General features: G+C 57.9%; 13 protein-coding genes. 5 read left to right on the top strand and 8 right to left on the bottom strand.

From position 1 onward, the window contains the following. Positions 1–109: 109 nt before the first annotated feature. Positions 110–2,920, bottom strand: coding sequence for an XrtA/PEP-CTERM system TPR-repeat protein PrsT (gene prsT, locus FKG95_RS21600; RefSeq protein ID WP_179954213.1), 2,811 nt, complete (start codon positions 2,918–2,920; stop codon positions 110–112). Positions 2,921–3,204: 284 nt separating this feature from the next. Further along, positions 3,205–4,881 carry an FAD-binding oxidoreductase gene (locus FKG95_RS21605; protein ID WP_142898496.1) on the bottom strand — a complete coding sequence of 559 codons (1,677 nt, stop codon included), beginning with the start codon at positions 4,879–4,881 and terminating at the stop codon, positions 3,205–3,207. Positions 4,882–5,174: 293 nt separating this feature from the next. Here FKG95_RS21605 and prsK point away from each other — a divergent pair, with 293 nt between their 5' ends. From prsK to FKG95_RS21630, 5 genes are all read left to right on the top strand, one after another. Further along, positions 5,175–7,286: an XrtA/PEP-CTERM system histidine kinase PrsK gene (prsK, locus tag FKG95_RS21610; protein WP_142898497.1), complete on the top strand. Its 2,112-nt coding sequence runs from the start codon at positions 5,175–5,177 to the stop codon at positions 7,284–7,286. Positions 7,287–7,352: 66 nt separating this feature from the next. Beyond that, positions 7,353–8,708 carry a PEP-CTERM-box response regulator transcription factor gene (gene prsR, locus FKG95_RS21615; protein WP_142898498.1) on the top strand — a complete coding sequence of 452 codons (1,356 nt, stop codon included), beginning with the start codon at positions 7,353–7,355 and terminating at the stop codon, positions 8,706–8,708. A gap of 174 nt (positions 8,709–8,882) precedes the next feature. Further along, positions 8,883–11,339 (top strand): efflux RND transporter permease subunit, encoded by a 2,457-nt coding sequence (locus FKG95_RS21620; protein WP_142898499.1) that lies wholly within the window; start codon positions 8,883–8,885, stop codon positions 11,337–11,339. 60 nt (positions 11,340–11,399) lie between these two features. Next, positions 11,400–12,266 carry an outer membrane lipoprotein-sorting protein gene (locus FKG95_RS21625; RefSeq protein ID WP_142898500.1) on the top strand — a complete coding sequence of 289 codons (867 nt, stop codon included), beginning with the start codon at positions 11,400–11,402 and terminating at the stop codon, positions 12,264–12,266. A 13-nt stretch (positions 12,267–12,279) separates the two neighbouring features. Beyond that, positions 12,280–13,710 carry a DUF1302 family protein gene (locus tag FKG95_RS21630; protein WP_142898501.1) on the top strand — a complete coding sequence of 477 codons (1,431 nt, stop codon included), beginning with the start codon at positions 12,280–12,282 and terminating at the stop codon, positions 13,708–13,710. 162 nt (positions 13,711–13,872) lie between these two features. Here the strand turns inward: FKG95_RS21630 and FKG95_RS21635 are convergent, their stop codons facing one another. The 6 genes from FKG95_RS21635 to FKG95_RS21660 form a co-directional block, all read right to left on the bottom strand. Continuing rightward, positions 13,873–14,721: a PEP-CTERM/exosortase system-associated acyltransferase gene (locus tag FKG95_RS21635; RefSeq protein WP_142898502.1), complete on the bottom strand. Its 849-nt coding sequence runs from the start codon at positions 14,719–14,721 to the stop codon at positions 13,873–13,875. Positions 14,722–14,919: 198 nt separating this feature from the next. Beyond that, positions 14,920–16,077, bottom strand: coding sequence for a glycosyltransferase family 4 protein (locus FKG95_RS21640; RefSeq protein WP_142898503.1), 1,158 nt, complete (start codon positions 16,075–16,077; stop codon positions 14,920–14,922). A gap of 2 nt (positions 16,078–16,079) precedes the next feature. Further along, positions 16,080–17,252: a glycosyltransferase family 4 protein gene (locus FKG95_RS21645; protein WP_142898504.1), complete on the bottom strand. Its 1,173-nt coding sequence runs from the start codon at positions 17,250–17,252 to the stop codon at positions 16,080–16,082. A gap of 40 nt (positions 17,253–17,292) precedes the next feature. Continuing rightward, positions 17,293–18,399, bottom strand: coding sequence for a glycosyltransferase family 4 protein (locus FKG95_RS21650; RefSeq protein WP_142898505.1), 1,107 nt, complete (start codon positions 18,397–18,399; stop codon positions 17,293–17,295). A 60-nt stretch (positions 18,400–18,459) separates the two neighbouring features. Next, a complete protein-coding gene (locus FKG95_RS21655; RefSeq protein ID WP_179954214.1) occupies positions 18,460–19,632 on the bottom strand; it encodes a glycosyltransferase in 1,173 nt (390 codons plus the stop codon). Positions 19,633–19,731: 99 nt separating this feature from the next. Then, positions 19,732–21,105 (bottom strand): TIGR03013 family XrtA/PEP-CTERM system glycosyltransferase, encoded by a 1,374-nt coding sequence (locus tag FKG95_RS21660; RefSeq protein WP_142898507.1) that lies wholly within the window; start codon positions 21,103–21,105, stop codon positions 19,732–19,734. Positions 21,106–21,338 lie beyond the last annotated feature (233 nt).

Genomic DNA, 21,338 nt, shown 5'->3' on the forward strand with positions numbered 1-21,338 from the left:
GCTTTGCGACATTTACATAGGTCCAAGGCGCCGACACCACAGGCAGCGCCCAAAGTCGGCCGATCAGCCGGGCTTCGGCCAGACCGCGAGCCTGGCCGTTCCCCGTTTTTTATCCGCCAAGCTCGCTCAGCAGTTTCCGCGCCTCGGCCTCTGAAGAAAAACCGCTATGGGCCTCAAGCAAAGCGCTCACCCGGGTCTTCGCTTCTTCCGTTTTTCCGGTTTCCTTCAATGCATAGGCATAGTGAAACTGAACCTCGGGATCCTCGGGCAGCTTCGCGCTGGCATCAGCCAGCATCTCGACGCCGCGGGATGCTTCGCCGCGCTGCACAAGAATCCAACCCACTGTATCCATGATCGCGGGCTGTCCCGGCGCTGCCTCCAATGCCTGCTCGCCATATTCAAGGCCTTTGGGATCATTGCGCTCCTGGTAAAGCCAGGCGAGATTATTGAGGACGATAGGATTGCCCGGGCGTTTCTGGTTCAGCGCCTCGTAATTCTTGAGCGCTTCGTCGTGCTTATCGGTTTCAAGCTGGACCCCGGCCAAAACGAGACGCGCGGCATCGTCGTTGGCGTTCGCGTCAACCCAAGCCTTGAGATCCGGCAGAGCCTCAGACTTTTCCATCACCTGCGTGCGGGCCCGGAACAGCGCAATTGCGAGCGAGCCGCTGGGCCGCTTTTCCCAGGCCACCTCGTAAGCCTTTACAGCATCGGGGAAGTTACGGCTTTGCACGTGAACGTCAGCCATCAACTGATGACCATCTGCAGCATCCGGCAATTTGTCCCGAAGGGCCGTCGCCGTCTTCATCGCCGTGTCCAGATCACCCTTTCGGATATCGATTTCGACCAGTGCGCGATGGGCATCGCCATTGTCCGGTGCAATTCGCAGAACCTGCTCGAATGACGAGCGGGCCTCATCCATTTGGCCTGCCGAAGCCTGGGTGCGCGCCAAGAGGAAATGACCATTCAAATAGTCTGGAGCTCTAGAGACAAGCGTCTCGAATTTCTCGATTGCTGCCGGAAAATCGTTTTGCTCCACATAGAACTGTCCGATCAATTGGTAGATCTGCGGACGTTCACTGTTTCGTTTCTCTAGTTCCTCCAGCACAGGCACCGCGAGGTCAAACTCGTCTTGGTTGACGTACAAGTTCGCCAGGCGTAACCGCGGAGTAATGGCGTCAGGATTCAAGTCGATTGCCTTGTTGAGCCATTCGACGGCACCCTCCGTGTTGCCCGCGACAGCATCAAGTTCCCCCAAGGCGATCATGGCATTGACATAATCGGGTTCCAATTCGAGGACCTCAAGATACCTCTTGCGAGCATCTTCGGGTTTGTTTTCCACCATATCCAATCGGGCGACATTCATCCGCGCCGGCATATAATTGCTGTGCGCCGCAATGGCTTCTTCAAAGACCCGGCGCGCCTCACCGGTCTCGCCCTTTACACTCAGCGCGCTGCCCTGCAGGTTGTAGGGAATCGGGCTGTCGGGCAAATCCTGGCGAAGCTTGTTCGCGATTTCCAGGGCCTCATCGTAGCGACCGGTTCGAATCTGCATCTGGGCCAGAATAATCTTTGACGCGGAAGCATCAGGCCCCCCGACATCCGGGGATGCCTCCAGGACCTCGATGGCCTCTGCTGTCTGACCTGACCGTAAATGGCTGACCGCCAGTCCGCGGGCGATTTTCACGTCCTCAGGCGCCAGTTCGGTCGCGCGATCGAGATAGGTCGTGGCCTCGGTGTAGCGTTCCGCACGCAAATAGGCCTCACCAAGCATCGCGATCGCCTGCGCATCGCCCGGATTGGCTTCCGCAAGCGGCTCCAGAATGCCCAACGCTCTGTCGATCTCACCCTTGCGGAGGTAAGTTGCGGAGAGAACTTTCTGCGCCGGAACGTAATCAGGGAAGCGCGCGAGATACCCTGTGAGGTAACTTTGAGCCCGCTCCAACTCGTTGGTTGCATAACTAATCGCACCCGCGAGGTAGAGCGCTGGCCCAAAATTGTCCAGATAGGGGCCGATCTCCTGTATAGCGTCCCGGGCCGCAGAGAAGTCGCGTGCCTTGGTCAGCACCAGTGCGGTCAGGTAGTGGGCCGTGGGATGCCGCGGCGCAAACTGCTTCACTGCATCCAGATCGGCCTGTGCCTCGGTGTCTTTGTTTTGTGCGATCAGGGACGTCGCACGGCCGAGCAAGGCCGGTATGCTGCTGGCATTGATCTGGAGAACTTTGTCAAATGTCGTGATCGCACCGTCGAAATCACTCGCAAAACGGCGCAGTTCGGCCTTGACCAACAGGGCATCAACCGAATCCGGCGTCAACGCCAGAGCAGCATCGATCTTCGCTTCTGCCTCCGGATAATTCCGCTGGGCACCGTAAATCCGTCCCTGCAGGATTTTGGCACGTGCGTCCTGCGGGCTCATCTCAGCTGCGGCATCGGCTTCTGACAACGCTTCTTCGAACTGCGACAAGCCGAGATGCCCGCGCCCTCGGATCAGATGTACGTCGGTCTCAAACGCATTGTCGCGGCTGCCCGACTCGATCTCACGCAAGGCATCGGCAAACTTACGCTGTAGCAGGTAGGCCTGGCCCAGTGGAACAAGAATTGTGTCTCTGGAGACCCCGCGGGATTCCGCGGCTCGCAGTTCCTTCTCCGCGGACGCACCGTCGCCGATCTGCACGTAAATCCGACCGAGCAGCATACGCGCCTCAACATTATCGCGGTCCTGCTGCAGTGCGTTCTTCAATTGAATGATGGCCGGGTTGAGCTGGCCCTGCTGAAAATAAACCAGCGCTTCCTCGTAATAGGCAACGGATTTGCTGCTGTCCGTTGCACCCTGCACAGAGATCGGCGCAAGCAAAGCCAGCGTTACGGCTGCGGTCGCCAGAAAGCGGCTCCGCTTTGTTTTGGGCTTAGATTGGTTTGACATTGTCTTAATCCCTGCTCGTTCGCTATCCGGGTCGTTATACAACCTAAAGTTGGGTTGCGTCGCCATTGCGGCGCTCAGCTTATCTGATAACAAATCATCCGACGCTTTATCGTCCTTTGCCCGAGAGTAAGTACGCCGAACTCAGAGCCTTCAAGAACGCAAGTCATTTAGTACGCCAACTGAGATGTAGGCATAGCCGCCTACTAAAACAATACAATATCCTAATATCTTACGAGAGTTTAAACCATTCTGCTCCTCAGTAAATCCCCTGCCGATGCTTAACCTTATTCATTATCCATTTCAGACTCTGCCGCATTGAGCGCAGCTTCCGGCACAACCCCGCGATGATATCGGCCGGGAGAGAAAAGCTGATTTGGATCGAGGGCCTGTTTGACGCGCTCGACTGTGCGCCAGTAAACCGAGTTCTCGCGGTCCACATACAACCCCATGGACTTGAGGTTCATGCGATACGGCAAGAACCCCCGGCGCTGTCCCTCCTCGAACAAAGCCCGGTAGCAGGCTTGCGCCTGCTCACCTTCTGTTTGTAAATCGAAGAGGATAGGCACGGTGCTGTCAAAACAACGTTCGGAAATAGTTGTCAAAGTAATCAAAGGGTTAATACCGAACTTCGGGCAGATCTCAGTAATCATATCGACATAACTGCGCACCGACCGCGCCGTCATGGGCACCAGAGGAGCGTACCACATGATGCCGCAGCCATCCCGGGCGGGATCTAGTGGTTCGTCCGGGTCACGCGCGCTGGGGACGCCACCGGACTTCCAGTACGCCAGCTTCAACGCCGTTTCCCGGGGCCGCCCGAGCAGGATATCCAGGGTTTCATCCAAAGTGCGCAGGCGCTCTTGCATCACCTGGCCGAGCGTGCCCGGAACAAGCGACATCAGGGCCTGGAGAAGGCCAAGTCTGGATTTTGAGAAAAACAGCAGCCCCTTGCTGCGTGGCCCCAAAGTCTTTTTCACCCTGCGGCGCATGGCTGGAACCGTCTCTTTGGTTCCATAGAGCGCCCCGACCCCGAACCAATAGGGAAGCCGGCGGCGCTTCGCCATCGCCTCGATCATATCGCCGGGAATGACCTTGCCCTGCGCCGCAGCCTCCAACGGGTAGGGCTCGATCATCGATAAGACCCTCAAGCGGTTGAGGATATTGATCGCCCCCAGCCCGTCGCCCAGGCTTTGGCGCAGGGCGCGCACCGCATCGACACCACTCTCGAGATCCGCTTCCTCGGGTAAACCAAAGATGAAGAGTTCCACCCGTTCGGGAACCCGCGCCAGAGCAAGGGTCATCTGAGTGACGATACCCAGGCTGGACTGGGTAAAAATGCCATCGAGATAGGGGCCAACACCCCATTTGTACGCATGATCGACGTCTTTGCCGCCCGCTTCGGCAATGGCGGACTGATAGATCTCGCCACTCGGCAGAACCGCTCTGAGCGCCATCACGGCCGCAAAGTGATCTCCGTGAGGGGTTATGCCATAGCCGCGCTCCAAGGCGTTGCCCAAAAGGCTGCAGGTTGGCCCGGCTCCGGTCACCGGCACCAGGAAAGGAAGCTGGTGCTGGTCCAGATAGTCACGCAACTGCTGCTGTGTCACTCCGGGCTCCAGGGTCACGACACCAAGGACTGGATCAACCTCCAGAACCCGGTTCATGCGGCTCAAGTCAACGATAACGCTGTCGTCGGCCGCGGGTGCGGCACTGCCATAACCCCAGTTGTGCCCGGTGCTGATCGGATAGAGTGGTATCTTCTGATCGCGCGCGATTTTAACAACAATTTCCACCTCTGCTTCTGTGCACGGGCACACCACGGCTGAGATGCGCCGCGCAACAGCGATACAGTTTCGACCATATCGATCGCAGTCTTCGCCCGTTAACACCGCGTCCTTCCCAAGCGCCTGACGCCAGGAAGTGAGGGCAAGATCGAGTGAGCTGGGGTTAGATTCAGGCATCGCGGAACTCTGCAAAGCGGAAAAGATCAAGAGAACTTAGGGACTTATAAAACTCGGCTGGCTAAAATCGCGGAAAGAACATTAAACGAACCACGCAGACTTTCTGCAGACCATATCTAAAGCTTAATAAACTGTAGGTGTTGATATTTCTTTGACTCGGGGCTGCAAGTGGGAAAAAGACTATAACGACCTCGGATCAGTCGTAGGCTGAAAAGCGTTACGGCTGGCGTTTTGCAACCGGCCAGCTCTTCACTTCCAGTGCCACGGGCATCACTGCGTGATATAAGGGGGGAATGATCTTAGAGACCACTCTCATTGGCACCATCAGCTACTCAATCGGCGCTGGTGCTTTCCTGCTCCTGACCCTGCTGCTGGCAATCAATTTCGAACGACGGCTGCAAGGCAGCCTGTTGTTTCTGGCCTGTTTCGTTACCTTTATCTGGTTATCTCTGGCCGCATACCAAAACTGGAGCGGACTCCGCCTGACCTCGTTGATAGAGGCAATGGAAAACCTGCGGTCCGTCTGCTGGATTGCGTTTCTGTGGAGTGTCCTCCAGGGCGGAAGTTCGGACACAAATAAGGGCCTAGGCCGTTATATTGTCTCTATTTTCATCGCCTTTTCAGTCTTGCTTCTAGGGTACGAGCTTTACCAGCCGCTCTCGGGGGAATCGAGCTTCACAGTGCGCTGCCTCTTGCGGCTGATGCTTGTGATCGCGGGCCTAATGCTGATCGAGACCCTGTTCCGCAACACCAGCGAGGATGAGCGCTGGAAGATAAAGTTTCTCTGCATCGGCATTGGCGGCCTCTTTGCCTACGATCTCTTTTTCTATGCGGACGCGCTGCTGTTCGGCGAGGTAAACCCGGGTTTCCAGGAAGCGCGCGGCGGCGTCCAGGCCATGGTCGTACCCTTGCTGGCGATCTCATCGCGGCGCAATCAGATGTGGCGGACCAACATCACGGTCTCACGAAAAATCGCCTTCTACTCCACAACCCTCACCACGAGCGGCCTATACATCATCGGCATGGCCGGTGTCGGCTTCTTTCTCCAGCAGTTTGACGGCGCCTGGGGCACGATCATCCAGGCGACCTTTTTCTTCGGCGCTGTTATCGTCCTGGCGGTGTTGCTGATTTCCGGAACCGTCAGAGCACACATCAAAGTGCTGATCGGAAAACACTTTTATGCTTATCGCTATGACTATCGCGAAGAATGGCTGCGCTTCACCCGGACAGTTTCGGAATCCCAGGAGACTGAAGAACTGGGCGTGCGCGTTATCCAGGCCATCGCGGACATCGTCGAGAGCCCCGGCGGCGCCTTGTGGCTTCAGCAGGATGACCGCTACGTGGTTTACGCAGCCTGGAACATGGCTGTATCGAGCCTCCGTGCCGACGAAGCAACCCCGATGGCACGCTTTCTTGAAGAACGCCAGTGGCTGATCGACGTTGCTGAAGTCCAAGAGAACCCTGCCAAATACGGTGATCTGGCCCTGCCCGAGTCCCTAAGCCAGATGAAGAATGCCTGGATCATCATCCCTCTGACCCATCACGCCACCTTCATCGGCTTTCTGTTGCTCGCACGCCCGAGGGCCGTGCGCGCGTTGGGTTGGGAAGACTACGATCTGCTCAAAACGACCGGGCGCCAGGCTGCCAGCTATCTGGCCGAGCAAAAGAATGCCGTAGCGCTTGCCGAAGCACGGGAATTTGCCAAGTTCAACCGGCGTTTCGCGTTCGTCATCCACGACATCAAGAACCTTGTCAGCCAATTGGAGCTGCTCTCCAAAAACATGGAACGGCACGGTCACAACGAACAGTTCCGTGAAGACATGACCGATACACTGAATGATGCGGTTTCCAAAATGAGGCGCCTGATGGATCGTCTGGGCAACGACCAGCCAAGCGTCGAATCCAGTAATATCGTGCAAATCGGACCTTTGTTGGAGAAATTAACTCGAATTAAACAAAGCGATTCCATAGATTTATCTATTGATTGGAATGGTATCGACGTGACCGTGGCAGCCGATCAGGAACGTCTGAGCGCGATTATCAATCATCTTCTTCAGAATGCGATCGACGCCGTCGGGTCGGACGGCTGGGTCAAGATCAGCCTGAACCGAAAAGGCGACACAGCACTGATAGAGGTGGCCGACAACGGACCGGGAATGGATAGAAATTTTGTCATGAATGAACTTTTCACCCCCTTCCGTTCGACTAAGTCCCGTGGCATGGGCATCGGGGCGTACCAGTGCCGCGAATATGCCAGAGAACTTGGAGGCGACCTTGAAGTCATCAGCAATCCCGGCGCCGGCACGACAATGCGTATTTTCCTCCCCATCGTTGATGGGACCGACGCGAAAGAACTGGCCCCTGAACCCTCGGCCGCGGACATAACCGCAATGCCTGCAAACTGACAGCTCGAGCCGCCACCAACGATAAGAAACGCCACTGTTGCAATAGTTCTATAGAGATCTTTTTTTATGAGCGAACCGACTCACAAGCTTTTGGTCGTAGAAGACGATGACGGATTGCGGCGACAACTTCGTTGGGCCTTCGATAACTGCGAGGTTGTCCTGGCGGGCGACCGTGCATCGGCGGCGGCGGCAGTAGCCGAGCACCGGCCGCCGGTCGCTCTGGTCGATCTTGGACTGCCGCCCGATCCGGATGGACCGACGGAAGGCCTGGCGACACTGCAGGAAATCCTGTCGATCGCGCCTGAAACCAAGGTTGTCATGATGTCGGGACAGACCGAACGCGAGTACGCCGTTCAAGCGGTCGCCCTTGGCGCTTATGATTTCTATCAGAAGCCCATTGAAATCGACGTTGTTAATCTGACCATCCAACGCGCATACAATCTGCATGCCCTGGAGAGTGAGAACCGTCGGCTGGCCCGCTCCAAAACCGGCGCGGTCCTGCCAGGCGTAACCACCACAAACGCCGAAATGCTCCGGATCTGCGGTGAGGTGAAGCGCTTTGCCAGCGCAAACGTTGCGGTTGTGCTGATCGGTGAAAGCGGGACCGGTAAGGAACTGCTGGCCCGCGCGACTCACGAACTCAGCGAGAAGGCAAAGGGTCCCTACGTCGCCATCAACTGTGCGGCCATTCCCGAGCATCTGCTGGAGAGTGAGCTTTTCGGTCATGAAAAGGGCGCCTTTACCGGCGCCGTCAAGACCACGGTCGGCAAGGTCGAGCTGGCCAACGGCGGCACGCTCTTTTTGGACGAAATCGGTGATCTGCCAATGTCTCTTCAGGCCAAGCTCTTGAGATTCCTGCAAGAACGGGTGATTGAACGGATTGGCGGCCACAGACAGATCCCGGTCGATATCCGTCTGGTCTCGGCGACCAACAAGGATCTGCTGAAACTCACCGAAACCAATGAATTTCGGGAGGATCTCTACTATCGCTTGAGTGAGGCCGTTATCAAAATCCCGCCCCTCCGGGAGCGCCCGGACGACGCCGTTGTCATCGCCCACCAGCTTTTGAACAGCTTCGCCGAAGAGCAGGGCCGAAGCATTACGGCCTTTACCGCCGACGCCTTGGCTTCGATTTCGAGCTACGAATGGCCGGGGAACGTCCGCGAACTGCAAAACCGGGTAAAACGCGCGGTGGCTGCGGCAGCTGGCTCGAAAATCACGGTAACCGACCTTGATCTGCCGAGCTACGAGCAACCGGCCCCAAGCGGCACTCTGCGTGAATACCGGGAACAGGCCGAACGGACGGCCCTGACAAGGGCAATGGTCGAGGCACAGGGGAATATCTCCAAGGTCGCCAAACTCCTGGATGTCAGCCGTCCGACGGTCTATGACCTGATGCGTCAGCACAACATGAAGGTCTGACCATCCGCAGGCTATTTGACCAGCAGTCTGCTTGACCATCACCGCCGATAAAAGGTTTCCCGCTCCTGTTGCTCGTTTAGGCCAAGAACCGGCCGTGAATAAACAAATCAGCGTAAATTCAACGCTTTCCTAACCTCTTTATGGTGATCTTTCCGTCTGTTTTAAGCGGACGAAATGATCATCGAGATGGGGAAGTCACGGACTTGGCGGTTCTTCGAGACCGTCACGGCATTTCCAAAAACCGTTCTTGTGATCGTGGCAATCGTAACGATCGCCACGGCAAGCTTTTTGCCGCGCCTGACCAAAGACACCAGCGCCGATGCCTTCATGCCGGCCGAGCATCCAGCCGTTGTATATCGGGACAAAGTCAAAGATACCTTCGGCCTGAAAGACCCACTGGTCGTAGCCATCGTCAATGAGGGTCCCGAGGGTGTCTTCAATCCTGAAAGTCTCAAGCTGGTCAAGTGGCTGTCCGATCGGATCGCTGAGTTGCCCGGTGTTGACGCGGATCGGATCACCAGCCTGGCCAGTGAAAAGAACATCATTGGCGTACCCGAAGGCCTCCAGGTCGAGCCCTTTTTCGCCGATCCTCCAGAAACCCAGGAAGAGGCCGACGCGATCCGCGAGGCCGTCGCGGCCTTTCCGCTTTACCGGGGCAATCTCATCGGCGAAGACGGCCGTGCAACGCTGATCGCCGCGGAGCTTCTGGACGAGGAACAATCGCAGGAAGCTTACCGCCTGCTGCGCGAACTGGTCGACACTGCGCCTGTGACGAATGGAGAAGAAATCCATGTGGCCGGCCAGGGCGGTGTCATGGGTTATCTCGGCAAATATGTCGATACCGATGCTCAACGCCTCACGCCCCTGGCAGCGGTGATTATCGTCTTCATTCTGTTCCTTTGTTACCGGAACCTGCGCGGTGTGGTTCTGCCACTTCTGGTCGTGGGCGGAACCCTGGGTGTTGCCATGGGGGCCATGGCCGCCGCCGGGAAGCCCATCTACACCATAACCAACGCGCTGCCTGTCGTGCTGATCGGAATCGCGGTTGCCGACTCGATCCACATTCTCGGCCAGTATTACGATGAACTGAACCTGCGCCCCAAGGCACAGGCCCGGGAACTGGCCATCCGCACCATGATGGCCATGTGGCGGCCGGTTACCATTACGTCCCTGACGACCATCGCGGGCTTCACAGGCATCTATCTCTCCTCTTCGATGCCGCCCATGAAAGACTTCGGTCTCTTTGCGACGCTGGGGATCGCGACCGCGATGCTGCTCTCGCTGGTCGCCGTACCCGCCGGCCTCACTCTTCTGAAGCCCCGGATGTCGCCGGCTCTGAGAGCGGCCCGGCGTGCGAGCAAGACGCCTGATGCTCAAAAACCCGGAGAAACGGGCGAGAGCCGCGGCGCAGTCATGGGACGGCGCATTGGGCGGGCAGTCGCTGAGAACCCGAAGTCGGTCCTGACCCTGGGCGGGCTGGTTATCGCCGCCGGTGTAATCGGCCTCTCCCAACTGCGCGCCGACGAAGCGCCCATCGACAACTTCCAGGCGGACGCCCCCATTGCCATCGCCGACCGGGTGATCAATGAGTTGATGAACGGCACGACGACCCTGGATGTCGTGATCGAAACCCGAGAGGCCGAAGCACTCTTCGAGCCGGAGCGCCTGCGCCGTATCGAGGCCCTGCAACGCTTCATCGAAGGCCTGCCGTCGGTCCGCTCCACCGTCTCGATCGTCGACTACCTGAAGCAGATGAACCAGGCGCTCTTCGACAATGACGCCGATGCCTATGAGCTCCCGGAGACCGCCGATCAGGTCGCCCAGTACTTCCTGCTGTACTCCATGAGCGGCGATCCCACCGACTTTCAGGAAGAAGTCGACTACGATTATCGCCTCGCAAATCTGCGCGTCACCATGAACAACGGGCTGTACAGCAACGAGGCCAAAGTCATCGCGGCCCTGGAAGACTATATCGACAGCCAGTTCAACAGCGACGACATGACGGCCCGGCTCTCGGGTCATGCGACGGTCCACTACAACTGGATGAACCAGCTTCTCAGCGGCCATCTGGTCAGCGTGCTGATTTCCCTGATTGCCGTTTGGGTGATGTCGTCCCTGACCTTCCGTTCGGCCATCGCCGGCACTCTGACGCTGCTCCCGGTCGCGATCTCGGTTTTTCTGGTTTACGCGCTGATGGGGGCCACGGGTATCAGGCTGGCGATCGGAACTTCCATGTCAGCGGCCATCGCGATAGGCATCGGCGTGGATTTCGCCGTTCATGCCCTGGACCGCCTGATCCTGCTTGCCGGCGACCGTGCAAAAAGCCTGGATGAGGCCATCGAGGACCTCTTCCCAACCACCGGACGCGCGCTTCTGTTCAATTTTCTGACCGTGTTCTTCGGCTTCGGGGTGCTGGTCTCGAGCCAGGTGCCCGGCCTGATCCGCTTCGGCAGCCTGGTCGCCGTCGCTGTTTCCGCCAGCTTCATCGCCAGCATGACGGTTTTGCCGGCGCTGGTGAAGCTGCTGCCGCCGAGTTTCCTGACCGAACAGTTCAGGATTGCCAAGGCATCACGCGACATCTCCGTGCGCTGGGAACGCCTGGGTATCAGCGATGCACCCGATCGTGCCTGAACCAGGACGTGAAACCCGGACGTGAAGCCGGACCGAGCTTGAGAAAAGGAATGCTCTAAGATGAATACGCTGACTCGACGCCCTCTCACCGGCCTCCTCGCCGCCGCAGTCCTGACCGGCGGTCTGGCGGGGCCCGTGTTGGTGACGTCCGCCTGGTCCACAACCCCGGACACGGACGCTGTCAACGAACAGGCCCTGCTCAGCGGTGACGAGATCGCGGCGCGGATCAACGCGCGCGACGACGGTGATTCCGTCGCCCGCAGCATGACCATGGAACTGGTAGACAAACGCGGAAAGAAACGGACCCGCAAAACCCGGTCCTTCCGTAAATACTTCGAGACCGAAAAGCGCATCGCGATCTTCTTTGAAAAACCCAGGAACGTGCGCGACACGGCCTTCCTGACTTTCGATTATCTGGAGGACAGTGAAGAGGACGCCCAGTGGCTGTACCTTCCCGCGCTGCGCCGGGTCCGCCGCATCTCCGGTTCCGACCGTGGCGATTACTTCATGGGCACCGACTTCACCTATGACGATATCCGCCAGGACACCAAGGTCTCGCGCAGCGACTACAACCGTACGACCCTTGGCATGGGCGAGGTCGATGGGCGCGCCTGCTACGTGATGGAAGGGATCCCGGCCAGCGAAGATATCGCCGAACAGCTGGGCTACAGCCGGACCGTCAGCTGCGTGGACGCCGAAATCTGGATGGTGCTCAAATCCGAAATCTGGGATCTCCAGGGCAAGAAACTGAAAACCATCCATACCCGCGATATCCGCCAGGTCCAGGGTATCTGGACCGCGCATCTTCTGGAAGCCGAGAACCACAAAACGGGCCATAAAACGACCTTCATCATGAGTGAAGTGGATTACCTCGCCGACCTCAGTGACGACCTCTTCACACGCAGCGCCCTGAAACGCGGACTCTGAGGGAACTGTAATTATGATGACGCATCTTCGGCATATAACATCCTCGGGCATCCCCGGATGCTCCGTCAGGCGGTCCCGCAGCGCGTTGCTCGGCTCCGTGAGCTGGGGCACCGCCGCGCTCCTCGCGGTCTCGGTCATATCCGTGCCTGTTACAGCCGAAGATGACGGACTGGGAGGTTATCTCTCCGACACACTTGACGAGGCAGTCTTTTTCTCGGCAACACTCACACATGAATCGGCCCTCGACCTGAACGACGGCAACGGTCAGAAAGTCGAGACCATTCTGCAGCCCGAGCTCGAAATCGAACTCCCGGACGGCCTCAGCCTGACGGCGATCGGCCGGGCGAGATGGGATGTCCGTGATCGCCTTGAACCAGGCAGCCCAAGTCAAGACAGCACCGCAACGATCTCGCGGCGCTGGCTGGCGAGTGATGACGTTGATTTCGAGCTCCGGGAGTTCTACGTCGATGCGCCCACGAGCTTTGCCCATTTTAGAATCGGCAAACAACAGACTGTCTGGGGTCAGGCCGACGGCCTGAAGGTTCTCGATGTCGTCAATCCTCAGGATTTCCGCGAGTTTATTCTCGACGACTTCGAAGATTCGCGTATTCCGCTCTGGACTTTTGCGGCCGAAGTTCCCGTTGATGACTTTATGGCCGAATTCCTCTGGATCCCGGATCAGACCTACAACGATCTGCCGGAAGCGGACGCGCTCTATGCCTTGACGGCACCGCGTTTCGTGCCCGAAGCCATTCCGGGTTTCACGGTCATCCAGCGGGAACCGGACCGCCCCGACGACATCATTGCCGACTCCGATGCGGGGGCGCGGCTGCTCGGTATGGTCGACGGATGGGATTTCAGCCTCAACTACCTCTTTCATTACGATGACAATCCGGTATTGCGCCGCCGGGTCCAGGGCACGACGGTTACCATCAATCCGGTGTACGAACGCACCCACCTTCTTGGTGGAACCTTCAGCAACTCCTTCGGTGATTTCGTCCTGCGCGGTGAGCTCGGCTATTCCTTCGACCGCTTTTTCCTGACCGATGATCCCACCGACAGCGACGGCGTTGAGGAGAGCGATAACGTCTCCTCGGTGATCGGTCTGGACTGGAACGGCCTCGATGACACCTTCGTCAGTGCCCAGATTTTTGGCGATTACCTGACCAACGACATCAACGGCCTGGTCCGCGATCAGTTCGAAGCCACCACCAGCCTTCTGGTCCGCCGCAGCTTCCTGGACGAAGATCTGGTGGCGGAGGTGATCTGGCTGCAATCCGTCAACAGCGGTGACGGCCTCATCCGCCCGAAGATCACCTATCAGGTAGACGACAACGTCAAGCTCTGGGCCGGTGCCGATATCTTCTTCGGAACGTCAGACGGCGTCTTCGGCCAGTTCAACGACAACGACCGCTTCCTCTTCGGCGTTCAGTTCAGCTTTTAAGACGGGCTCACGAGCACGAGTGATCGCTCCCGGAGACCCGTTGGTCCCGTGGCTTGTCACTTGGAAAGCTGAAGGCGGAGAGACTGCGCAAACCGCATTGGGGCGGACGCAGATTCCACCGCGCCCGCCCCAATGCTGTAGGTTGAAATGTGAAGTCTGGTCTTAGTGATCGCCGGTAACGTTGCCCGGCAGAAGCTGCCCGTCGTCGGTACCAACCTCCCAAAACTCGCGGCTGGCTTCACGCGAGGTTCGCAGGAGCGTCTCCAGAGAAGCATAACAGGGCTGACGCCGGCCATGATAATCCACGACGGGACCGATCGGCTCGAAATGAAGGCCGAAGCGGCTGAGCAAACGAATGAGCGCAGGCTCCATCACAGCGCAAACATGAGTGATCTCATGCTCGATACACATCCGCAGAACACTCTTCATGAGACCGAGCGTGATATGGGGCAAAACGCGGCGCTCGAGCTTCCTCTGTTCGGCAGCCTTTTGCTGGCTATCGGCCCAACTGACGTCAGCATAGCGTTCTTCACCCGCACGGCGCCGGAACTCACGGGAAATAGCATAGCGCGAGATTTCCGCCGTCGTGGCCTCAGGATAAGGCACATGGTTCGTTTCCCACACATCCTGGATCGGCAAATGGTAAGCCGCGGTCGGAGAGGGCAGGATTAAACGCACCGCGCCCATCGTCGTATTGGTCGGACGATGAATCAGCAGGCTATGGACGGAGTGCGGGTCATACTCGTCCATCTCCATTTCATTAGGATTGTCTTTTGCATCCTCGAAAGGATTCTCAATGCAATAGACCTGGTAACGCAAACGATGCGCCTGCTCGATCTCTTCCTGAGTAAGCGCGGGTTTGGTCTCGAACCAATGTTTGAAAAGCTCTGCAAGTCGAGCATTTTCTGTAGGTGCCGCGGGCAGACCTGTCACAGACAATTGGTTCGGTATCCCGACTGTCTGCGATTGAACAACGGCCATTGGGAACTCCTTAGCGGAACCTGAATACAAAGACAGACCCTAGGCTTTACATCTTAAATTATCGTAAATGGCCTCACGGCAACTTCAGGCATTCGAGTAGTTTATTCGACATTTTAGAAAATCAATAAAACTCTTCTGTAAATATTGAGATCGCATTGAACCTGTAACTTAGTTAAAGTCGAATTAAACAACTTAATTACAAGTTGTGTTACCCAGTTGTATGGTTTTTTACTTTTGAGTGTTGAGTGTATGCACTAAAGCTTCGATCCGCCGCGCATTGTTCTCCCAGGTCAACGCCTTATCGGTAATAGCAGCGCGCGCCGCTTCGCCGATACGCTGCCGCAATCCATGGTCGTTACACACGCGCTCGATAGCGTCCCTGAAGCCGGTCTCCTTTTCAGGGTCGAAAAGCAGAGCATCGACACCATCCGAGAGGATCTCTTTTATATTCCGCATATCAGGCGCGACAATCGCACGGCCCAGCGCCATATACTCGAAGAGCTTCAAAGGCGAGGCATAATTGGTGACAGCCGGCTGGAGCGCCACGTCAAAGGCGGCGATGTAATCTGCAACCTCATCACGGCCAATGACGCCGGTAAAGGTCACCCTGTCAGACACGCCCAGTGACCGGGCCTGGGCCTCGAGGCTTTCCCTCGCCGGGCCATCACCCACCACCAGGAGATGGAGCCGGGTGCCGCTCCTGTCTTCGGCGAGAAGATCCACGACATGGTTCAAACCATGCCATTCCCGCACAAAGCCTGTAAATCCCAGCACCAGCTGCTCATTCAGATTCAGGCGCTGGCGCACAGCCGCGGTGTCGATATCCTTGAGAAAGCGATCTTGATTGATGCCGTTCGGGATCACCTTGATCCGCTCTTCGGGCACCCCCGCGCGGCGCAGGTGGTCCGCCAGAACATCGGTCACCGGCAGAGCGTAATCTGCTTCGCGCCAGGCCGTCTCCTCGGTCCAGCGGGCCAGGCGTTTGAGAGCGACCTGCCCAAACTTGCTGCGTTCTTCGAAAAGAGGCGCGTTGACCTCGAGCAACATCGGCAGCTTGTAGTGGCGCTTTAGCCAAACCCCGGACAGCAGGAACAGATTACTGCGCTCGTACAGCACATCCGGGCGATGTTCCAGATAGGCCCTCTTGAGGCGGCGGTAGGCGACCAGGGAGTAGGAAAACTCCATCAATTCGTAGACGGCTTGCGGCAAATGCCGTTTCAGAGCAGCGACAAGCGCATTTTCCTCGCCGAAATCCTGCTTCTCGCTACCACCCGGCGCCACTTTGATGATTTCGTGGCCAAGCGCCTTCAGTGCGGTCATCAGTTCTTCAATGTGAACCGCCTGCCCATCGGTCGAGCCGGTTCTGTGGTGGTAAAGTATTTTCATCTTCAACGCCGCCCGAGTATCGACTGGAAAAGATCGTACTGCCCTTGTGACGTTGCCTGCCAGCTGAAGAGCTCCGCATGCGCACGGGTCGCTTCGCGCGACGGCGGGTCTTTCAGGACCCTGAGAACCATCCGGGCAATGGCGTCAGGCGTCCGCTCCGGGATCAACGCGCCGGCGGCTGGGTCGGTGATGACCTCCGGTGCACCCCAGACATTCGTTGCCGCCGCGGGCGTGCCGCTGGCCATGGTTTCCAGAAGGACGTTCGCCCAGCCCTCCCGGCTCGACGCCAAAACCAGTACATCAGCGGCGCTGTAGAGTTCAGACATTTCCTGATGTGGAATAGCCCCCAGGAACCGAACGCGATCGGTTAGTCCGAGCGAGCCCGCCAAGGCCCACAGTTCCGCGTTATCCGGGCCCGTCCCCGCAATCAACAGCGTCGCATCGGGGATTTGAGGCATCGCCTCGATAATCAGATGGTGGCCTTTGCGCTCAATCAGATGACCGACCGACAAGAGAACCTTCCCGCTCACGCCGAACTTCTGTTTCGCGGCATCCCGGTCCCTGGGTTGAAAGAGCTCCAGATCCACGCCATTGCGCAAAACCTCGACCCTCTGATCCGCAATTCCCATCTTCACCAGTTCGTCCTTGAGCGCCTGGCAGACAGTGATCAGTCCGTCGGCCTGCTCCGCTGCTTCAATGATCAGACGGCGCGGGGTCGGATAGTTCGGGATCAGGTTCAAATCGGTGCCGCGGGCCGTAATCGTCAGCGGTTTCCGGAGCGCCCGCGCCAGATAGGCAGCAGCCACACCGTCGGGATAAAAGTAATGGGCATCGATGAGATCGAAATCGAAGCCGTCACGCAGAATACCTGCGACCACCGGCTTCACCGCCCGATACATCAGGGACGGCGTCAGGTTCATCCCGACCTTCGGGATCAGCGGATAGCGCGGGTAGATCACGTCAAGACCCGACCGATTGTCGCTCCTGGGCACCTTTGCGAAGGTCGCGTAATCACCAAACAGGGACGAAGTCGAAGGAAACCAGGGGACAGGCGCAACAACGCGCGCCGTAACCTCGTTGTTTTCCATCAGGTGGCGCAAGCGATTCTCCACGAAAACGCCGTGGTGTGGCTGCGCCTTGTTCGGAAAGAGAGTCGAAAAGGTCAGGATCTTCATTCTGCGATCCCCAGAGTCTTGAGGCAGTCATTATGAGCCGTCATGCATCAAATACCTTTTCATAGGCGGCAAACATCCGCTCCGCGGCGTAGACCTCTTCCGCCTGGGCACGGTTGGCCGCACCGCTCTGCTCACGCACGGCGGTGTCGCCAAGGAGCGTTTCCAGCGAACGACGAAGGGCGACGTCGCTCTCCTTAGGCGTCACGAAGTCCTTGTTCGCGTCTGGGAGCATGGCCTTCACGTCGCCGACATCGAATGAAGCGATGGCACGACCGGACGCCATCGCCTGGAGAATGGAATTCGGCATCTGTTCGGTATCGGATGTCATGACGAAGATATCAATCCAACCCAGCAGCTTATCGATCTCCTCGCAGTGACCGGCAAAAACAACGCGGTCCGCGACCCCCAGTTCCGCCGCCAGCGCTTCGAGATGCGGCCTTTGATCGCCATCACCGATCAGCAGCAACCGTGTGGCATGAGATTCCGGAAGCTGTGCAAAAACCTGCAGAAGCCGTGCGATATTTTTCTCTGCCCGCAGAGGCGCAACGGTGCCGAGGATCAACTCTCCGGGACGCTTCTCGAATCCGGGAGGAATGCCCTCAACCGGAGCCCGGGAAAAGGTGACGCAATCCACGCCGTTCGGAATGTGTGTGATCTTGCGCCGAGGTAACTTCCAAATGTCGCTTGCAATGCGGACAAGTGTGAAGGACGGGACCACGATCTGTGAAGCTCGTGCCAGCGCAAGACGACGAAAGTAAACCCGCCGCGGTATCTGACGCTCCGCCTCCTCGACACCGAAACCGCTCTCAAGGTGCACATGACGGCAGATTGGCGAGAGGGTATTCGCTAGCGCCCATTCCGTGGCGCCCCAGTTGAAGGTCAGAAGAAGATCGGGTGCCTGGGACTTGATGTAGCGCCGGATTGCGCGCAACCGCCCCGGTAAGCCCGTCGAGGGCCCGTCGTAGGCTTCGACCTTCGCGGGAATACCCGGCTTCAGGCGTGAACGGCAGTCGGTCGGGCCGTCCAAGGACAGCACGGTATGCCGATAACGGTCACCAAAGTGATTGATGATCGTGCTGATGCGAATCGGGACACCACCGTGGGCGAAGGTTGGGAAGACGTGCAGCAGGTGCGGTTGTGCCGGCATATTCAAGCCTCACCGGCAGGGGCTGCAACAAGCGGATCCGAGGTCAGATTTAGCTGTGGGTTAGCCGAGCTCATTGAGCCAACGCTCCAGTTCGTCGACCCGTCCGTCCCAGGAATTTTCCGATGCAACGCGCTGGCGCTCGGCCGGTGTGCTGACGCCGCCGTTTTCAATGGCATCCTCGAGCGCCGACAACCACTCGGCTTCGTTACCAGCGACAGCGACCACCTCGCTGAAAAGCTTGATCACACGGATATCAGCGCCGACGACCGGCTGACCGGTGGCGAGATACTCGTGCAGCTTCAGGGGATAGAGGTCGGTCCACCAGCCGCCTTTCTCGGAGCGATAGCACATCACGTTGACGTCCATGTGCGTGTTGTAGGCGGGCAGCCCGTGATACGGCTTGAAACCCAGGAAGTGGACATTGGGAAGCGCCTTGCAGGCGCGGTAGATCTCACCGGTTTCGGGGGTGAGGTGTTCCTCATGGACCAGGCCGATAAAGACCCATTGCCATTCCGGACGCTGCTGCGCGATCGACAGCACCAACGCCATGTTGACCTTTTCATTGATTTTGCCGACATAGCCGATGCGCGGATGGGGAACCGCGGCAAGATCTTCCGGGCACTCGCAGCCCCGCGCGTCGATAAAGGCCTGAGTGTCGGCACCATTGGGCAGCTGCTTCGCGCGCGTGGGTCCGTCTTTCGGCAAGGCCTCGGCCATCCCGGGCGAGCTCGCGATGATCAGATCCGCGCGGGCAACCAGCTTTTCCTGCATGCGTGCCTGCTCATCCGTCCAGCCCGGCATGGAAGAGAAAGTGTCATCCGCGTGATAAACGACCGAGCAATCCCCAAGGGCTTCCACATAGGGCCAGAAGATCGGATGAAAGACATAGACCAGCGGCCGCCGGGCGCTCGACCAGCCGACACGTTTTTTGAGGCCACCCAGATAGCTCCTCATAACCAAACGATCCCAGAGCGGCAGCTTCGGCCAGCGCAGCTGCCAGCGGCCCGGCATGTGGACGTCGACGTTGTAGAGGCGCTTGAAAGACGCGCGCCAGCCGGACTCCCGCCACTCGTCTGTGAAGCGATCCCAGACGAAGAGAGGACCCGTCGCATAGGCAACCGGCCAGCCGCGCTCTCCAAGCCTGGAGGTGAGCTGCTGGCGGGTTTGCCAGTCGTCGCCCCAACGGTTCGTCCCCATGACGATGATCGGTCGATCACGCTCGATATCTGCCATAGTGTTCAACTCACCGTCTTTCATGACCGCGTGGGGCGGAGATTGTTGTTCAATCGGATTAGGTTGCGATTTTGCAGGCGCCTTATAGGCCGAAAACCCTCAACGAACGCCTTGCGGCCAGAGAACCACTCGTACCGTCTGGGCGATGATGCTCAGATCGAGTAGGAGGCTGTAATATTTGATATAGTAAAGATCGTACTGAAGTTTATGGCGGGCATCGTCAATCGACGCGCCGTAAGGATAGTTCAACTGCGCCCAGCCGGTCACGCCGGGTTTCACCCGATGCCGCTCCGCGTAATACGGAATGACCTCGGCGAGCTGCTCGACGAAGAAGGGCCGCTCAGGCCGCGGGCCGACGAAACTCATATCCCCTTTCAGAACATTGATGATCTGAGGGATCTCGTCGATCCGCGTCTTACGCACAAAAGCTCCGACGGCGGTCACCCTGGTATCGTTCGCTGCAGCCCACTGTGGACCGTCGCGCTCGGCATCCACCCGCATGCTGCGGAATTTGTTCAGAACAAAGGGCTTTCCCCTGAACCCCATGCGCTCCTGCCGGTAAAAGATGGGGCCGGGACTGTCCAGGCGCACCGCGATAGCGGTTGCGATGATGATCGGCATCAAAAAGATCAGGAGCGCAAGACTGACGGCGATATCCAGGCCACGCTTGAGGGTCTGCTGCAGCCGGCCACCGGGAAAGCCCTCCGAAAACAGAAACCAGCTGGGATTCAAGGCCTTGAGATCGATATGAAGACTCTCACGCTCGCGGAAGCTCATGTAGTCGGTGATGGCGGTACCGTTCAGGCGGCAATTGACGAGAGACGGCAGCGGCAGATGCCCGCGCCGGTCCTGCACGGCGACAACGATCTCGTCAACATCATTGTTTTCCACGAACTCGGACAGTTCGGTACCGTCAGGCAGTATCCGTTCCGGCGTGACTTTGACCTGCTCACCGGGGATCTGAACAAAGCCCGCACAGATAAAGCGGCAAGAGCGTCCGTCATGCTCGCGCTCTTCCAGCTGAGCCGCGCGCTCTCCGACACCGATGATGACGATCTTATGCTTGAGCTGACTGATATCGACGATCTGCAGAAACACCAGCCGCACGATAATCAATGCCGGAAAGGCGGAAAACATCGCAACCGCAAGCGCAGAGCGCCAAATCTTGAGATCAGGAAGGGTGTAAAAGATAACCGAAAGCGCGAAAGTACTGAGCACAAAGCTCACGAACAACCGCGTGAAGATGTCGGAGAACTTGGAGGAGAATTGCCAGTTGTAAAGACCGAGCGAGAACATCGCCGTCATCACAACTGTCGTGAAAATCACCATCTCCGGAATGAATACGGAGACTGTCTGCAAAAAGTCAGGTCTGCCGTCTGCAGATACGCGCAAATAAATGCCCAGGCCCACGGATGACACCAGCGTGGAGCATTCCAAAGCCGCAAGAATGACAAGGGGACGAGAAAAATGCATGAGGCAGACTTATACTTTTGTTCCCTGGACGGCAACTCAGTGTCCTGGCTATGGGACACATCGCGGTCGAGCCGGCTTTCCTACGTTCAAGTTTGTTTGCGATCCACACCGACCGGAGCCGAGTGACGGCAGACGAATAATTCGCAAAAATTGTTACACAAAGTACTTAACGCTTTAACTACATTGCAAGATCCGCAGGCTCACGACCAGTGTCAAGAAGTGAACTTCTACAA

The sequence above is a fragment of the Denitrobaculum tricleocarpae genome, assembly GCF_007004665.1.
GTDB classification, from domain to species: domain Bacteria; phylum Pseudomonadota; class Alphaproteobacteria; order Kiloniellales; family Kiloniellaceae; genus Denitrobaculum; species Denitrobaculum tricleocarpae.